This is a genomic window from Nocardioides sp. CCNWLW239 (genome assembly GCF_037137035.1).
Lineage (GTDB): Bacteria > Actinomycetota > Actinomycetes > Propionibacteriales > Nocardioidaceae > Nocardioides.
The window spans coordinates 54,026-67,264 of record NZ_JBBBNW010000011.1; the positions used below are offsets into that span (position 1 = coordinate 54,026).

The 13,239-nt window shown below is 72.1% G+C and carries 12 protein-coding genes; 9 read left to right on the top strand and 3 right to left on the bottom strand.

The window, feature by feature from the left end; genetic code table 11:
• Positions 1-10: 10 nt before the first annotated feature.
• The 4 genes from WBG06_RS25835 to WBG06_RS25850 all read left to right on the top strand — a co-directional run bounded on the left by WBG06_RS25835 (position 11) and on the right by WBG06_RS25850 (position 3,919).
• Positions 11-877 carry an SDR family NAD(P)-dependent oxidoreductase gene (locus WBG06_RS25835; protein WP_336740591.1) on the top strand — a complete coding sequence of 289 codons (867 nt, stop codon included), beginning with the start codon at positions 11-13 and terminating at the stop codon, positions 875-877.
• A gap of 15 nt (positions 878-892) precedes the next feature.
• Positions 893-1,366: a MerR family transcriptional regulator gene (locus WBG06_RS25840; RefSeq protein WP_336740593.1), complete on the top strand. Its 474-nt coding sequence runs from the start codon at positions 893-895 to the stop codon at positions 1,364-1,366.
• A 77-nt stretch (positions 1,367-1,443) separates the two neighbouring features.
• The gene (locus WBG06_RS25845) at positions 1,444-2,592 is read left to right on the top strand and encodes an acyl-CoA dehydrogenase family protein (protein ID WP_336740595.1); all 1,149 of its coding nucleotides are present in this window, start codon (positions 1,444-1,446) and stop codon (positions 2,590-2,592) included.
• 7 nt (positions 2,593-2,599) lie between these two features.
• Positions 2,600-3,919, top strand: a complete 1,320-nt coding sequence (locus WBG06_RS25850; RefSeq protein WP_336740597.1) for a TIGR01777 family oxidoreductase — start codon at positions 2,600-2,602, stop codon at positions 3,917-3,919.
• 46 nt (positions 3,920-3,965) lie between these two features.
• Here WBG06_RS25850 and WBG06_RS25855 read toward each other — a convergent pair whose 3' ends face one another.
• Positions 3,966-4,910 carry an SDR family oxidoreductase gene (locus WBG06_RS25855; RefSeq protein WP_336740599.1) on the bottom strand — a complete coding sequence of 315 codons (945 nt, stop codon included), beginning with the start codon at positions 4,908-4,910 and terminating at the stop codon, positions 3,966-3,968.
• Between the two features lie 133 nt (positions 4,911-5,043).
• Here WBG06_RS25855 and WBG06_RS25860 point away from each other — a divergent pair, with 133 nt between their 5' ends.
• From WBG06_RS25860 to araA, 5 genes are all read left to right on the top strand, one after another.
• Positions 5,044-5,679 (top strand): endonuclease, encoded by a 636-nt coding sequence (locus WBG06_RS25860; protein ID WP_336740602.1) that lies wholly within the window; start codon positions 5,044-5,046, stop codon positions 5,677-5,679.
• Positions 5,680-5,722: 43 nt separating this feature from the next.
• A complete protein-coding gene (locus WBG06_RS25865; protein WP_336740604.1) occupies positions 5,723-6,739 on the top strand; it encodes a LacI family DNA-binding transcriptional regulator in 1,017 nt (338 codons plus the stop codon).
• Between the two features lie 194 nt (positions 6,740-6,933).
• Positions 6,934-8,568: a xylulokinase gene (locus WBG06_RS25870; protein WP_336740605.1), complete on the top strand. Its 1,635-nt coding sequence runs from the start codon at positions 6,934-6,936 to the stop codon at positions 8,566-8,568.
• Complete coding sequence (locus WBG06_RS25875; RefSeq protein WP_336740607.1) at positions 8,568-9,257, top strand: L-ribulose-5-phosphate 4-epimerase; 690 nt, start codon at positions 8,568-8,570, stop codon at positions 9,255-9,257. Before WBG06_RS25870 ends, WBG06_RS25875 begins: the two co-directional genes overlap by 1 nt.
• Before the next feature lie 14 nt (positions 9,258-9,271).
• The gene (gene araA, locus WBG06_RS25880) at positions 9,272-10,798 is read left to right on the top strand and encodes an L-arabinose isomerase (protein WP_336740609.1); all 1,527 of its coding nucleotides are present in this window, start codon (positions 9,272-9,274) and stop codon (positions 10,796-10,798) included.
• Here araA and WBG06_RS25885 read toward each other — a convergent pair.
• On the bottom strand, positions 10,786-11,769 hold the full coding sequence (locus WBG06_RS25885; RefSeq protein WP_336740611.1) for an NAD-dependent epimerase/dehydratase family protein: 984 nt from the start codon (positions 11,767-11,769) through the stop codon (positions 10,786-10,788). The genes araA and WBG06_RS25885 overlap by 13 nt on opposite strands.
• Positions 11,770-11,831: 62 nt before the next feature.
• Positions 11,832-13,229, bottom strand: a complete 1,398-nt coding sequence (locus WBG06_RS25890) for an FAD-binding oxidoreductase (RefSeq protein WP_336740613.1) — start codon at positions 13,227-13,229, stop codon at positions 11,832-11,834.
• Positions 13,230-13,239 lie beyond the last annotated feature (10 nt).

The following is a 13,239-nucleotide window of genomic DNA, read 5'->3' on the forward strand; positions in this document are numbered from 1 at the left end:
CGTCGTGGTCATGGAGACAACCACCAGGAGATGGATCATCACCGGCGCGAGCTCGGGACTCGGCCTGGCGCTGGCCGAGACCGCGCTGGAGCGCGGCGAGCGGGTGCTCGGCACCGCGCGACGTGCGGACCGGTTCGACGCGCTGAAGGAGCGGTACGGGGATCGGTTGATCGCGGTCGAGCACGATGTGCGCGACGTCGAGGGCGCGGCCGCGGTCGTGCGGCGTGCCGTCGAGGACTTCGGCGGCGTCGACGTGCTGGTCAACAACGCCGGCGCGGGTCAGGTCGGGACCGCCGAGGAGGTCACCGACGCCGAGCTGCGGGACATGCTCGACCAGCATCTGCTCGGGCCGGCGGCGTACGTCCGGGCGGTGCTGCCGCACATGCGCGCGAACGCCTCGGGCGCGATCGTGCAGATGAGCAGCCAGGGCGGCCGGATGTCCTTCCCCGCGGTCGGCAGCTACTCGGCCGGGAAGTTCGCGCTGGAAGGCTGGTCGGAGGCGCTCGCCGGGGAGGTCGCGCCGTTCGGCATCCGGGTGCTGATCGTGGAGCCGAGCCGGTTCCGCACCGAGTTCAACGCGGCCGGGGTGCTCCGCGCAGCGCGGCAGCAGGCGGCGTACGAGGGGGTGGCCGGTGCGGTCCGCGCCAACATGGCCGAGGCCGACGGCATCCAGGAAGGCGATCCGGCCAGCGCCGCGGTTGCGATCCGCGAGATGCTCGAGGCCGAGGACGCTCCGTTGCGGCTGCCGCTCGGGGCCGAGGCGGTCCGCAACCTCACCCGCGTCTACCAGCGTGGTCTCGACGACGTGCAGCGGTGGGCCGAGGTGAGCAGGTCGGCGGACTTCCCCGGCGTGCCGCCCGCCGTGCGTGCGTTCTGAGGCACCATGTCACCCATGGCGACCGACGAGCTGCGCGACCGGGTCCTCGCTGCCGGCGAGGACCCGGCGGCGTCCGTGGTCGATGCGGTCCACGGCCTGCAGGACCACGCCGCGATCGACGCGGCGGCCGCGCCGATGAGCATCGCCGAGGCCGCGGAGTTCGTCGGTGTGCCGGCGCCCACGCTGCGCTACTACGAGCAACAGGGCCTGGTGCTCCCGGCGCGGAACTCCTCCGGCTATCGCGAGTACGCCGCCGACGACCTACGCCGCCTGGTCTTCCTGACCCGGATGCGGCTCTCGGGCATGACCATGCGCGACCTGCGCAGGTACATCGCGCTCGTCGAGGAGGGCGCGAGCACCATCCCCGAGCGGCGGCAGATCCTGCACGATCAGCGCGACAGGATCAGGCGCCGCCTCCGTGAGCTCACCCTTGCGCTGGAGACCACCGAATACAAGATCCGCACCTACGACGGCCACCCCGAGGGCTGAGGCCGTTCGTCGCGTGGTCGACCGGTTCGCCGACATACTCGTCCTACGCCTCGACCTCCCCGCACGAAGGAGCACCCATGGAGCCCGACGATTTCAGCTCGATCCTCGACGCCGTCCGCGCGTTCGTCCGCAAGGAGGTCGTCACGGCCGAGGACGAGATCGAGGAGACCGACCAGATCCCCGACCGGCTCCGGCAGCAGGCCGCGGCGATGGGGCTGTTCGGCTATGCGATCCCGGAGGAGTACGGCGGTCTCGGCTTCACCATGTCGGAGGAGGTCCGGCTGGCGATGGAGCTCGGCTGGACCACGCCGTCGTTCCGCTCGATGTTCGGCACCAACAACGGGATCGCCGGCCAGGTGCTGGTCAACTGCGGCACCGAGCGGCAGAAGCAGCAGTACCTGCCCCGGTTGGCCAGCGGTGAGCTGGTGGCGTCCTTCGCGCTGACCGAGCCCGAGGCCGGCTCCGACCCGAGCGGGCTGCGCACGCGCGCGGTGCGTGAGGGTGACGCGTACGTCATCAACGGGCAGAAGCGCTTCATCACCAACGCGATCTGGGCCGACCTGCTCATGGTCTTCGCCCGCACCGGCGACCTCGCCGAGGGGGCGAAGAACATCTCCGTGTTCGTGGTGCCGACCGACACACCGGGCGTCACCATCGGGCCGCGCGACCACAAGATGGGGCAGCGCGGTGCGGTGACCTCGGAGATCTTCCTCGACAACGTCCAGGTGCCCGCCGAGAACCTGGTCGGTGAGGTCGAGGGCGAGGGCTTCTCGGCGGCCATGCGGTCGCTGGCCAAGGGCCGGCTGCACATCGCCGCGCTCACCGTCGGACTCGCGGACCGGCTGATCGAGGAGAGCCTGCGCCACGCCACGACCAACGGCCAGGGCGGCCAGAAGCTGGCCGAGTTCCAGCTGATCCAGGCAATGCTCGCCGAGAGCCGGACCGAGGCGTACGCCGGTCGGGCGATGGTGCTCGAGGCGGCCCGTAGCTGGGACGACGGCAGCGACCGGCGCACGGCACCGTCGCTGTGCAAGCTGTTCTGCACCGAGGCGGTCGACCGGATCGCCGACCGTGCGGTCCAGATCCACGGGGGCCTCGGCTACATGCGCGAGGTGCCGGTCGAGCGGTTCTACCGCGACGCACGGCTGTTCCGGCTCTACGAGGGAACCAGCGAGATCCAGAAGCTGATCATCGCCAAGCAGATGGTGAAGGAGTTCCAGGGATGAGGTACGCATGAGGTCGCCGCTGGTTCGGGTCCGCTCGCTGACGACGCGCGTCGAGGCGCCGCTGGAGGAGGTGTTCGAGTGGCATCGGCGACCGGGGGCGATCCACCGGCTGATGCCGCCGTGGACGCCGGGGGAGGTGCGGGTGGAGGCGACCGACCTGGCTGATGGCACGGCGGTGCTCTCGCTGGGTCGCGGCGTGGACTGGGTGGCTCGCCATGATCCTTCCGCCTACGACCCGCCCCACCTGTTCACCGACCGGCTCGCGTCGCTGCGGCCGCTGTCGTGGACCCACCGGCACGAGTTCGCCGCCTCCGGTGACGCCACGCTGGTCACCGACCGGATCGAGACGAACGTGCTCGGGCGGATGGTGGACCGGATGCTCGGCTACCGCCACGCGCAGCTGACCGCCGATCTGGCCGCCCACCACAGGACGTACGCAGCGGGCAAGAGCCTCACCATCGCGGTCACCGGCTCCCACGGGACCGTCGGGCGAGCCCTGGTCCCGTTCCTCACCACCGGCGGGCACCGGGTGATCAGGCTGGTCCGGCACACGCCGGCGGTGGAGGACGAACGTCGCTGGGACCCGTCGGCGCCTGCGGCCGATCTCCTCGAGGGAGTCGACGCGGTCGTCCACCTCGCGGGCGCGTCCATCGCCGGCCGCTTCACCGAGGCGCACAAGGCGGCCATCCGCGACTCCCGGATCGAGCCGACCCGGCGGCTCGCGGAGGCAGCGGCCCGCAGCGGCGTACGCACCTTCGTCAGCGCCTCTGCGATCGGGGTCTACGGCGCCGACCGAGGCGATGAGGTCCTCACCGAGTCGTCGGCCAGAGGCAGCGGGTTCCTCGCCGACGTGGTCGCCGACTGGGAGGCCGCGAGCCGGGTGGACGGGCCACGGGTGGTGAACGTGCGGACCGGGATCGTGCAGACCCCGGCCGGGGGAGCGCTGCGGCTCCAGCGACCGCTCTTCGCGGCCGGCCTGGGCGGTCGGCTCGGGAGCGGTGAGCAGTGGCTCAGCTGGATCGGTATCGACGACCTGGTCGACATCTATCACCGCGCCCTTTTCGACGAGACGCTGGAGGGTCCGGTCAACGCGGTCGCGCCCGAGCCGGTCACCGGCCGGGTCTACGCCCAGACCCTCGCCCGCGTGCTCCGCCGTCCCGCGCTGCTGCCCACCCCGGCCATCGGCCCGCGGCTCCTGCTCGGCAAGGAGGGCGCCGACGAGATGGCGCTGGCCAGCCAGCGCGTCGAGCCGGGCGCGCTCGGCAGCGACCACGTGTTCCGTCATCCCTCGCTGGAGGCGGCCCTGCGTCACGTACTCGGGCGGTAGGGAACGCGGCAGCAGAACGGGCTTCAGTCCCCGAGGCCGTACGCGGTCAGCTGGTCGGCAGCGCGGTCCGGGTGAGGCCCTCGGAGATCTCCCACAGCCGCGCGGCATCCTCGGCGCCGGCCAGGGGCCGGTAGAGCGGCTGCTCGGCGGGCGCTCCGCCCAGCTGCCCCGGCCCGCTGGGGCCGTACATCCGGCCGCCGACGGCGTCGGGCGAGGTCGCGGCCAGCAGCGCGGGGAGGGCCGCGGTCTCGGGGGTGCCGAGAAGGATGCCGCGTGCGGAGAGCCAGCGGATCATGCGTACGGCGAGAGTGTCATTCGTGCGTCCGATCTCGGGTCGCGCGGCCAGCAGGTTGGTCGGGGCGACACCGGGATGGGAGAGGTTGCTGGTGATGCCCCAGCCGCCCGCCCGGCTGCGCCGGTCCAGCTCCAGGCCGAAGAGACCGACAGCGATCTTCGACTGGCTGTAGGCCTTCATCCCGTCGTAGCTCTGCTCCCAGTTGGGGTCCTCCCAGTTGATCGCTCCCCGCCGCGCGGCGACGCTGACCTGGGACGTCACCCGGGCCTGCCCCGCTCGCAGGAGTGGCAGGATCCGGGCGACGAGGGCGAAGTGGCCGAGATGGTTCGTACCGAGCTGGAGCTCGAACCCGTCGGCGGTCGTCCGCCGCTCCGGCGGGGTCATCACGCCGGCGTTGTTGATCATGATGTGGAACGGCTGGTCCTCGCCGAGCAGCGTCTCGGAGAGCGCGGTCACCGAGGGCAGCGAGGACAGGTCGAGGTCGCGTAGCGAGATGCGGGCCGTCGGGACGTCGCCGCGGATCGCGGCCAGCGCCTTCTCGCCCTTGGCGGCGTTGCGTACGGGAATCACGACCTCGGCCCCGGCGGCCGCCAGCCGGGTGGCCATGACCAGCCCCATCCCGTCGCTGGCTCCGGTGACCAGGGCTCGTTTGCCGGTTAGGTCCGGGATCGTGATGTCGATGGGTCGGCGTGGCATCGGTCTGCTCCTCGATTCGGGCGCTGCGGTCGCCTCCATCCTCGGTCGCCCACTCCGGCCTATCCAGGGTCTGCTGATCCCAGGCTCAGCGGGCGACGCATGCGTCCGGTCGGCGCGGGGTACTTCGACACCGGTGAGCAATCGCGAGCGCGACGTGATGCGGCGTCTGCTGGACGCCGGCGGGACGACGTACGCCGAGGAGGCCGGGATCCGGCTCCGGGACAAGCCGTCCCCGCTCTACCGGCTGCTGGTGCTGACGATGCTCTCCTCGACCCGGATCTCGACCGACATCGCGACCGCGGCGGCCCGGGAGCTGTCGGCCGCCGGATGGCGTACGCCGCAGCGGATGCTCGACTCCACCTGGCAGCAGCGCGTGGACGCGCTCGGGCGAGCGCACTACCGCCGCTACGACGAGAGCACCGCGACCAAGCTCGCGGAGCAGGCGCAGTGGCTGCTGGAGACCTACCGCGGCGACCTCCGCCGGATCCGGCCGTCGTCGCGTGACGACGCCGGCGCGCTGATCGATGCGCTCACCGACTCGCCCCGCATCGGGCCGGTGGGGGCACGGATCTTCTGCCGGGAGGTGCAGGACGTCTGGCCCGCGCTGTCGCCCTTCCTCGACGACCCGCTCCTCGACCAGGCGCGGGAGCTCGGCCTGCCCGGGGAGCCCGAGGAGCTCGCGTCGCTCGCCCCTGGTGGGCGCTGTGCGCCGGTCGCGGCCGCGCTCACTCGGGCGCGCCACGGGCTTCCCGATCTCGACCAGACCTGAGGCACTCACGTACGCCGGAGGTGATCCCGCTTAGGATCACCGCATGGTTCGCGGGGAGTCGAAGAACGCGCCGAGCATGGCGGATGTGGCGGCCCGGGCAGGGGTCTCGCACCAGACCGTGTCCCGGGTGGTCAACGGCTCCGATGCCGTACGCGGCGAGACCCGCGACCGGGTGCTCGCGGCGATCGAGGAGCTGGGCTACCGGCGCAACAAGTCGGCGCGGGCGCTCGTGACCCGACGCTCCGGGCGCCTGGGGCTGCTCTACACGCAGCCGCACCTGTATGGACCCGGCACGCTGGCCGCCTCGGTGCACCAGGCGGGCCAGAAGGCCGGCTACGACGTCATCCTGAGCCCGGTGCCGCACCTGGAGGCGACCTCGGCGGAGCGGGCGATCGAGGCGCTCCTCGACGACGCGGTCGAGGCCGTGCTCCTCGGTGTCTCGCACCAGTCGTTCGAGGACCTCGTCGCCCAGTTGGCCTCGACGGTCGAGGTCGTGATGATCCACAGCGACCCGCCCGCCGGAGTGCGCTCGGTGGGGATCGACCAGCACGCCGGAGCCGTGCTCGCCACTCAGTATCTGCTGGACCTCGGCCACCGCACCATCGCCCATGTCGCCGGTCCGGTCGGCTGGATCGATGCCCGGCAGCGTCGGGAAGGCTGGCTGGCGGCCCTCCGGGACGCCGGCACGCAGCCGGGTCCGGAGATCTTCGGCGACTGGTCGAGCCGGAGCGGCTACGAGGCGGGCGCGGTGATCGCCCGCGACGCCTCGGTCACTGCTGTCTTCGCGGCCAACGACTCGATGGCGCTCGGGGTGATCCGGGCGTTGCACGAGGCGGGGCGCCGAGTCCCTCAGGACGTGAGCGTCGTCGGTTTCGACGACGTGCCGGACGCTGCCTACCTGTGGCCGCCGTTGACGACGGTCCGCCAGGACTTCGAGTCGCTGGGCGAGCTCGCGGTCGAGGTGGCCACCACGGCCATCGCCGAGGGGACCGTCGAGGTGCCGCCGCTCCTGGCGCCGGAGCTCGTGGTGCGGGACTCGGCTGCCCGCCACCCCAGCTGAGCCGAGGCGTCACCTAGGTCGACCGAGACGTCGGTCCCGTCAGCCGAGCTGGCACCGCGGTGCCAGCTCGGCCGACCGGGGCGACGTCTCGACAGAGAGGTCTGCGGGAACACAGCGGTAATCCGCCCGCAATATGTTAGCGTTCACATCGCCTTGAACCCCACCCCGTGCCGTCGGGCAGAAACGGAGCCGTGATGACGCAGCGAGCAGGTCGGCTGCCCGACCTCGAAGAGACCGCGCTCGGTATCGAGCTGGGCTCCACGAACATCAAGGCATGCTTGATCGGTCCCGATCATTCGCCTCTCGCCACCGGCTCCCACGTGTGGGAGAACGAGCTCGTCGACGGCCTGTGGACCTACTCGCTCGAGGCGGTCTGGGCCGGTGTCCAGGGCGCCGTCGCGGCCCTCGGTGACGAGGTCGAGCGCCAGTACGGCGCCCGGCCGACGACCTTCGGGGCGATCGGCGTCTCGGCGATGATGCACGGCTACCTCGCCTTCGACGAGGCCGGCGAGCTGCTGGTGCCGTTCCGCACCTGGCGCAACACCAACACCGCGGTCGCCGCCGCCGAGCTGTCGGAGACGCTCGGCACCAACATCCCGCTGCGCTGGTCGATCGCCCACCTCTACCAGGCCGTCCTCGACGACGAGCCCCACCTGCCGCGGATCGCCTCGCTGACCACCCTCGCGGGCTACGTCCACCGGGCGCTGACCGGCGAGCACGTGCTCGGTGTCGGCGACGCCTCCGGGATGTTCCCCATCGACCCGACTACCCGCACCTACGACCAGCGGATGCTCGAGCAGGTCGCTCACCTGGCCGCCGCCAAGCGCCCCGGACTGCGGGTCGAGGGAATGCTCCCGACGGTACTCCCGGCGGGTGCCGACGCCGGCCGGCTCACCGCCGAAGGTGCCGCCCTGCTCGACCCGAGCGGCACCCTGCTCCCCGGCATCCCGCTGTGCCCGCCCGAGGGTGACGCCGGCACCGGGATGGTCGCCACCAACTCGGTGGCCCAGCGCACCGGCAACGTCAGCGCCGGCACCTCGATCTTCGCGATGGTCGTGCTCGAGGCGCCGCTGGCCACCGTCCACCACGCCATCGACATCGTCACCACCCCGGCCGGCGACCCGGTCGCGATGGTGCACTGCAACAACGGCGCCAGCGAGCTCAACGCCTGGGCCGGCGTCTTCGGCGAGTTCGCCGCTGCGCTCGGCCACCCCTGCGAGCCCGACGCCGTCTTCGGTGCCCTGCTCACGGCGGCGCTGAAGGGCTCGCCCGACGGCGGCGGCCTGCTGGCCTACAACTACCTGGCAGGCGAGCCGATCACCGGCCTCGACGAGGGCCGCCCGCTGTTCGTACGCACCCCCGGCAGCCGCCTCGACCTCGCCGGGTTCGCCCGCGCCCAGGTCTACGGCGTCTTCGGCACCCTCGCCCTCGGCATGCGCGTCCTCGCCGACCAGGGCGTCGAGATCGACGCGATGTTCGCCCACGGCGGCCTGTTCCGCACCGCCGGCGTCGCTCAGCGGCTCCTCGCCGCGGCCACCGGCGCCCCGGTCGCCGTCGGCCGCACCGCCGGTGAGGGCGGCGCCTGGGGGATCGCGGTCCTGGCTGCGTACGCCCGGGCCGCGGCGACCGACGGCGACCTCACCCTGAGCGCCTACCTCGCCGAGCGCGTCTTCGGCGACATCGACCTCGAGGTCGTCGAGCCGGACGCCGCCGACCTCGCCGGGTTCCGGACCTACCTGGAGCGCTACGAGGCCGGTCTCGAGATCGAGCGGGCCGCCACGGTCGCGCTCGCCGCCGTCCCAGGAAACACCGCAGAAGGAGAACAGTGATGACCGGCGTACCCACCGCGCTCCGGGAAGCCGTCGATGCCGCCAAGGAGCGGGTCGCCGCGCTCCACGCCGAGCTGCCCCGCTGGGAGCTGGTCGTGTGGACCGCCGGGAACGTCTCCGAGCGGGTGCCGAATCCCGACGGCGAGGACCTGCTGGTCATCAAGCCCTCCGGGGTGGCCTACGAGGACATCACCGCCGAGGCGATGGTCGTCTGCGACCTGGCCGGCAACCTCGTCGAGGGGGAGCGGTCGCCGTCCTCGGACACCGCCGCCCATGCGTACGTGTATGCCCACATGCCCGAGGTCGGGGGAGTGGTCCACACCCACTCCACGTACGCCACGGCCTGGGCGGCCCGCGGGGAGGAGATCCCCTGCGTGCTCACGATGATGGCCGACGAGTTCGGCGGACCGATCCCGGTCGGCCCGTTCGCGATCATCGGTGACGACTCGATCGGCCGCGGCATCGTGGAGACGCTGCGCGAGTCGCGCAGCCCGGCGGTGCTGATGCAGAACCACGGGCCGTTCACCATCGGCAAGGACGGCCGCGCCGCGGTCAAGGCCGCGGTGATGTGCGAGGAGGTCGCCCGCACCGTGCACATCTCGCGCCAGCTCGGCCAGCCGCTGCCGATCGAGCAGCGCCACGTCGACTCCCTCTACGACCGTTACCAGAACGTCTACGGCCAACACTGAAAAGGACCCCCTCAATGACCAAGCCCACTGCGTCGAAACCCTATGGAGACCGCGAAGTCTGGTTCTTCACCGGCAGCCAGGACCTCTACGGCGAGGAGACCCTTCGCCAGGTGGCCGAGCAGTCCCAGGAGGTCGCCCGCGCCCTCGACGCCTCCTCCGACGTCCCGGCGAAGGTCGTGTGGAAGCCCGTCCTGAAGGACTCAGCGGCCATCCGCCGCGCGATGCTGGAGGCCAACTCCGACGACAACGTCCTCGGAGTCGTCACCTGGATGCACACCTTCAGCCCGGCCAAGATGTGGATCGCCGGCCTGGACGCGCTCCGGAAGCCGCTCCTGCACCTGCACACCCAGGCCAACGTCGAGCTCCCCTGGTCGGAGATCGACATGGACTTCATGAACCTCAACCAGGCCGCCCACGGCGACCGGGAGTACGGCTACATCGCCACCCGCCTCGGCGTCGCCCGCACCACGGTCGTCGGTCACGTCTCCAACCCCGCGGTCACCCGCCGCGTCGGCACCTGGGTCCGCGGCGCCGCCGGCTGGGCCGCGACGCACGAGCTCAACCTGGTCCGCTTCGGCGACAACATGCGCAACGTCGCGGTCACCGAGGGCGACAAGACCGAGGCCGAGCTCCGATTCGGCGTCTCGGTCAACACCTGGGGCGTCAACGACCTGGTCGCTGCCGTCGAGGCCGTCGACGAGGCCGCCGTGGACGCGCTCGTCGCCGAGTACGAGGACCTCTACGACGTCGCTGCCGAGCTCCGCCGTGGCGGCGAGCGGCACGAGTCGCTGCGCTACGCCGCCCGCCAGGAGATCGCCATGGAGGCGTTCCTGGTCGAGCGTGACGCGAAGGCGTTTACCACCAGCTTCGAGGACCTCGGCGGCCTGCGCCAGCTCCCCGGCATCGCCGTGCAGCGGCTGATGAGCAAGGGCTACGGCTTCGGTGCCGAGGGCGACTGGAAGACCGCCGTCCTGGTGCGGGCGGCGAAGGTCATGGGCGAGGGGCTCCCCGGCGGCGCCTCCCTGATGGAGGACTACACCTACGACCTCACTCCCGGCGCGGAGCTCATCCTCGGTGCGCACATGCTCGAGATCTGCCCGTCGCTGACCACGTCCAAGCCGCGCGTCGAGATCCACCCGCTCGGGATCGGCGACCGTGAGGACCCGGTCCGGATGGTCTTCGACGCCGACGCCTGCGAGGGCGCGGTCGTCGTGTCCCTGGCCGACATGCGCGACCGCTTCCGGCTCACCGCCAACGTCGTCGACGTCGTACCCCCGACGCAGGACCTCCCCAACCTCCCGGTCGCCCGTGCCGTCTGGGCCCCGCGCCCCGACTTCACCACCTCCGCCGAGGCCTGGCTGACCGCCGGCGGTGCGCACCACACGGTGATGTCGACCGCCGCCGGGATCGAGGCCTTCGAGGTCTTCGCCGACATCGCCCGCACCGAGCTGCTGGTCATCGACGAGTCCACCACCCGCCGCGGCTTCGCCGACCAGGTGCGCTGGAACCAGGTGTTCTACCGGGTCGCTCAGGGGCTCTGACGCCACACGTCGAGGAGCTCGGCCTCGCGGGTCGGCGAGATGCCCGTGACGTACGCATCGGGGGTGGCCTGCAGCCAGGCGAGGGTGTCGCGGGCCGTCTCGGCGATCGGGCGGGTGGTGAGGCCGGCCGCCATGGCCGCGGTGGTGTCGTGGGCGAGCATCCCGTCGTACTCGGGGCGGGGGAGCCACAGCGGGATCGAGCCGGGGCCTGACCAGGGGTCGACGTCGTGGGCCTGGAGGAAGTCCTGGGGGAGCCAGCTCCAGGTCGGGGTGGTGCCGACGCCGCTCGCGGTCTCGGCCAGCAGGGTGCTGATCGGCATCGACGGACCGGTGGCGTCGAAGGTGCCGTCCACCCGGTTGATCGCGCAGTGGAGGATCCAGTCCGCCAGGTCGCGCACGTCGATGACCTGGGCGCTGTCGTCGGGCGAGCCGGGAGCGAGGATCTCGCCGCCGGCTTCCAGGCGCCGCGGCCAGTAGGAGAACCGGCCGCTGGGGTCCCCCGGGCCCACGATCAGGCCGGGGCGGACGACGGTGGCTGAGGCCGCACCCGCGCGGACGAGCTCCTCGCAGGCGACCTTCATCGAGCCGTACGCATCGGGGTCGTCGCCGTCCTCAGCGTCGTCCGTCGCCGGAGCGAGGACAGGGAGCGAGTCCGGGGTGCCGCCGGGGGTGCTGTGGTCGGCGTACACGCTGATGGTCGAGACGAAGACCCAGTGGGCCTCGCTGAAGGCGGCGACGGCGGAGCGGACCCACGAGGGGGGCCGGGCCACGTCGACGACCGCGTCGAACGTCGCAGCCGTCAGGGCGGAGGGAGGTGGCTCGGTGCGGTCCCACGGCACCAGCTCCACGCCGTCGGGGACGGTCCCCGACCGGCCGCGCGCCGCGCAGACCACCTCGTGACCGCTGCGTACGGCCGACTCCGCCACCGCGCGGGAGAGGAAGACCGTGCCGCCGAGGACCAGGATTCGCATGAGGACACGCAATCACCGCGAACGCCACGCGGCAAGCGGTTCTGCTTCAGGCAGATCCGGACTCACAACACCTTGCGAGGATTCATCACTCCGTCGGGGTCGATCGCCTGCTTGACGGCGCGCAGGAGGTCGACCTCGACACCCGTCTTGTACGCAGCGGCAGCATCCCTCTTGAGTGCGCCGATGCCGTGCTCGGCGGAGATGCTGCCGCCGAGTGCGGTGACCGCGTCGTAGACGATCCGGGTCAGCGCGGGAGCCTCCCGCCGGAGTGCCGCGTCGTCGCCGACGGGGCCGGAGAGGTTGTAGTGCAGGTTGCCGTCGCCGATGTGGCCGTACGTGACCAGCCGCAGCCCCGGTAGGGCCTCCAGCAGCCGGGGGCCGACCTCGGTGACGAACCGGGGCAGCGCCGTGATCGGCAGGGTGACGTCGTGCTTGAGGGTCGCGCCCTCGCTCTTCTGGGCCTCTGAGACCCCTTCGCGCAGTGCCCACAGCGACTCGCGCTGGGTGGGGCTGCCGGCAACCACGGCATCGACGATCAGCCCTGTTTCGGCGGCGGCCTCGAGCGCGGACTCGAGTCGCTCGTCGACGTCGGCGGACGTGCCGGCGAGCTCGACGAGGCCGTACCACTCGTGCCGGTCGGCGAACGGGTCGCGGGCTCCTGGCAGGTGGGCGAGGACGAGGTCGACGGCCTGGCGGCCGAGCAGCTCCCAGGTGGTCAGCTGGCCACCGGAGCGCGAGCGGAGCAGCGGGAGGAGCTCGGTCGCCGCCGCGACCGACTCCAGCGCCACGAACGCGGTCGCCCGGCGCGGCGTCGCCGGAAGCAGGCGCAGCACGGCCGCGGTGACCACCCCGAGCGTGCCTTCCGAACCGATGAAGAGCTGCTTGAGGTCGTAGCCGGTGTTGTCCTTGCGCAGCGGGCGCAGCCCGTCCCAGACCCTGCCGTCGGGGAGCACGACCTCCAGGCCGAGCACCAGCTCGCGCATCATGCCGTAGCGCAGCACCGCGGTCCCGCCGGCGTTGGTCGCGATCGTGCCGCCGATGGTGCACGAGCCCTCCGAGCCGAGCGAGAGCGGGAAGAGCCGCCCGGCGGCAGCGGCCGCCTCCTGCACAGCCGCCAGCGGAGCACCGGCCTCGACCACGAGCGTGTCGGCGACCGCGTCGACCTCCCGGACGCGACGCATCCGGCCGAGCGAGAGCACGACCTGGTCGCCATCGGTGTCGGGCACGCCGCCTCCGACGAGGCCGGTGTTGCCGCCCTGCGGGACGACGCCGACCCCGGCCGCCGCGCACAGCCGGACCGCGGTCGACACCTCGGCGGTCGAGGCCGGGCGCACCACCGCGAGGGCGGTGCCGGTGAAGACGCCGGTCCAGTCGGTGACGTACGCCGCCATGTCGGCCGGGTCGGTCAGCACGGCACTCTCGCCGAGCGCGGCTCGCAAAGAGTGGACGAGGTCGGTCATGGGTCTCTTC

Excerpts from the sequence above, each read along its gene's own strand:
- WBG06_RS25835 (WP_336740591.1), top strand. The coding sequence starts at position 11 with ATGGAGACAACCACCAGGAGATGGATCATCACCGGCGCGAGCTCGGGA.
- WBG06_RS25840 (WP_336740593.1), top strand. The coding sequence starts at position 893 with ATGGCGACCGACGAGCTGCGCGACCGGGTCCTCGCTGCCGGCGAGGAC.
- WBG06_RS25845 (WP_336740595.1), top strand. The coding sequence starts at position 1,444 with ATGGAGCCCGACGATTTCAGCTCGATCCTCGACGCCGTCCGCGCGTTC.
- WBG06_RS25850 (WP_336740597.1), top strand. The coding sequence starts at position 2,600 with ATGAGGTCGCCGCTGGTTCGGGTCCGCTCGCTGACGACGCGCGTCGAG.
- WBG06_RS25855 (WP_336740599.1), bottom strand. The coding sequence starts at position 4,910 with ATGCCACGCCGACCCATCGACATCACGATCCCGGACCTAACCGGCAAA.
- WBG06_RS25865 (WP_336740604.1), top strand. The coding sequence starts at position 5,723 with ATGGTTCGCGGGGAGTCGAAGAACGCGCCGAGCATGGCGGATGTGGCG.
- WBG06_RS25870 (WP_336740605.1), top strand. The coding sequence starts at position 6,934 with ATGACGCAGCGAGCAGGTCGGCTGCCCGACCTCGAAGAGACCGCGCTC.
- WBG06_RS25875 (WP_336740607.1), top strand. The coding sequence starts at position 8,568 with ATGACCGGCGTACCCACCGCGCTCCGGGAAGCCGTCGATGCCGCCAAG.
- araA (WP_336740609.1), top strand. The coding sequence starts at position 9,272 with ATGACCAAGCCCACTGCGTCGAAACCCTATGGAGACCGCGAAGTCTGG.
- WBG06_RS25885 (WP_336740611.1), bottom strand. The coding sequence starts at position 11,769 with ATGCGAATCCTGGTCCTCGGCGGCACGGTCTTCCTCTCCCGCGCGGTG.
- WBG06_RS25890 (WP_336740613.1), bottom strand. The coding sequence starts at position 13,229 with ATGACCGACCTCGTCCACTCTTTGCGAGCCGCGCTCGGCGAGAGTGCC.